This is a genomic window from Pollutimonas subterranea (assembly GCF_002849655.1).
Classification (GTDB): domain Bacteria; phylum Pseudomonadota; class Gammaproteobacteria; order Burkholderiales; family Burkholderiaceae_B; genus Pollutimonas; species Pollutimonas subterranea.
This window is the reverse complement of sequence record NZ_PDNW01000049.1, coordinates 1-2,473: the sequence shown is the minus strand read 5'-3', so window position 1 is coordinate 2,473 and position 2,473 is coordinate 1. Positions and strand designations below refer to the sequence as shown.

Below are 2,473 nucleotides of genomic sequence, written 5' to 3'. Positions count from 1 at the left end.
AGATCGTTTCACCGAGTGTGGACGGTCCACTTTGGCATCAACGGGGCAGCGCCATTCCGCTGCAATTGAACAGATGGACGCAGCCTAAACCCGGACGAAATCTGTCTTGACAAATGGGTCCACTTTACCTGCGTCCACCGATGCAATGCCAAAACAACTATTTAGTTTGTAGTCGTATAGAGAGTTCAGCGTTAAACCAGTTCTGTACGCGCTCGCTTCTATAGTTATGTGGCTCGCGAATCCCAGCGATTGAAGAACGACTCAAGGAGTGCAAGTGACCGCTTCGCAAACGTACACCCGTGACAGATTTATAGACTGCGGTTGGCGCTTTGATATACCGCCCGACCAGTGCTACGGCTACTCATCTGTCATGCAATCCATTCAAAACCACGCAAAAGAAAAGCGGAAAGCCAGCGAGGACGAGCACGCAAACATGCTGGACTTGTTAGGTCGCGCAACGTCAATGAGGCTAGTCCCAAAAAGCATTAACGAGCCGTTCGCACCTCTTGCTCAAGACTTTCAGGCAGGCAGGCGATCTGCCATTCCAGACGACTTCACTATTGAGGAACTAGCTTTTTTCGAAGAAATTCTGAATGATGTTAATGATTTTTGGCTACAGGCCAGGCTAGCAGACTTGCTGTGGTTGTGTAGAAAGCCGAAGAACCCCGATCACGCCAAAATCGCGATAGCAGCTTACATTCGACAACCCATCAACGCGGATACATGGCGGCGGGATGTAGATGATTGCTGGGAACGTGCGGCTCGCCTAGCTATGCAAATCAGAGACTTCGATAAGCTGGATGAAATTAAAAACCAATTGTTTGCAGTATTCAGTATCGAACATCCAGGTAACCCCTTCATGCCCCTTTGGTTGGCAAGCCTACTCGATAAACTCCAGGCTGATAAAACGTACGGAGAGGATATAGCCCACAGACTTTTTCAGCTTGGGAATGACCTCAAAAATAATGGCAATTTTTATGCCGCCCGCTCTTACTTTGAATTATCGGCAAAGAAATACCAGCAAGGCAACCATGAGCAAGGCTGGCTAGATAGCCTTATATCTATCGCCGAAAGCTTTGAGCAAGAAGCTGATTCGAGATCGTCTGGAAGCAATATGGTTGCTAACTCTTTCTATGAAAACACGATACAGGCATATCGCCGTATTCCTACCAAGCATAGAGCCAAGCACGATATCGAAAACAGAATACATGCGATCAGAACAAAAATCTCCGACACCGGAAAAGCTTCTTTAAATGAAATGGCTTTGGTAAAAACACCGGGTATCGATATATCCGATATGGTCGATGCCTCCATTTCTCACGTCGTGGGGAAGCGCAGCCCAAAAGAATCATTGCTGTATTTTGCAGGGCTTTATTCTGGCCCGGATCGGCAAGCACTTACCGCTGACGCTCGGGAGTCCATGCAAGAAAGCATCATAAGTAGCCTGTTTGGCTCCAGCCATATGAGTAGCGACGGGCGAACTATCGGAAAAACTCCAGCAGCAAATCTTGGGGCTGGAGAAGATGATCCTGCCAATCAAGCTGTATTACATCGGCAAGTCCAACAACACCTTGCTTTCGAAATTCAGTTTGTTGTTGAAGGCCAAATACTTCCAGCACTGCGGCAAATACTGATGGAGCATAGAATCACACAAAATTTTTTAGAAGCCATCTGCCACCATTCCCCCATTGTTCCACCAGAACGCAAGAAACTATTGAGCTTCGCGCTGTGGCTCGGCTTTGAGTATGAGTTCGGACATGCGATTCACCTGCTTTGTCCTCAATTTGAACATCTCATTCGCATTCAATTGAAAGAGGCCGGCGCGCACACCACCACCATCAATCCTGACGGAATAGAACATGAAAATGGCCTTAGTACGCTAATGGAGCTACCGGCAGCGACTGAGATATTCGGAGAAGACCTTGCTTTTGAAATAAAAAGCGTTTTTACCGAAGCGCTGGGATTTAATCTAAGAAATGAGACAGCCCACGGCCTGCTAGATGACAATACATCATCTTCCATACAGTCCGTTTATGCTTGGTGGATGATACTTAGAGTCGTAACTCATTCGTTAGCAAAGGGAAACCCGTTCCAAAAGTTACCTCAATCAAACGACAAGAAGACAGGATAGAAATACGTAGCAGGGTTAAGCACTGCAGAGGTAGAAGGAGCGACAGCACGGATGACGGATTAACAGTGCGCCGTTACCATAAGTGCACAGGTGCGTAGTTCTTACATGCAGCACCCTTACCGTTGCTGGGCGTGGCTTTACCACTTGAAACATCACCTAGGAGATAAGGAAATGTCCGAGCTTTTAAAGCGTTCTATTGAGACGCTGAGTTCAATTGTCAATGGCCATTACTTTTGACCCACTATTGGCCAATAAAATTGACCCACCCATTCTTTGCTAACTGGATGTTTTCTGCTTCAGTCGATAGCTCTCGCCGCCGAGCATAAAGATGTTTGAATGATG

Annotated in this window: 1 protein-coding gene; it reads left to right on the top strand. The window is 46.9% G+C overall.

Annotation, left to right across the window (positions count from 1 at the left end; genetic code table 11):
- Positions 1–274 precede the first annotated feature (274 nt).
- Entirely contained in the window at positions 275–2,131 is a 1,857-nt protein-coding gene (locus CR159_RS21260; protein ID WP_102075935.1) for a DUF7380 domain-containing protein, read from the top strand.
- Positions 2,132–2,473 lie beyond the last annotated feature (342 nt).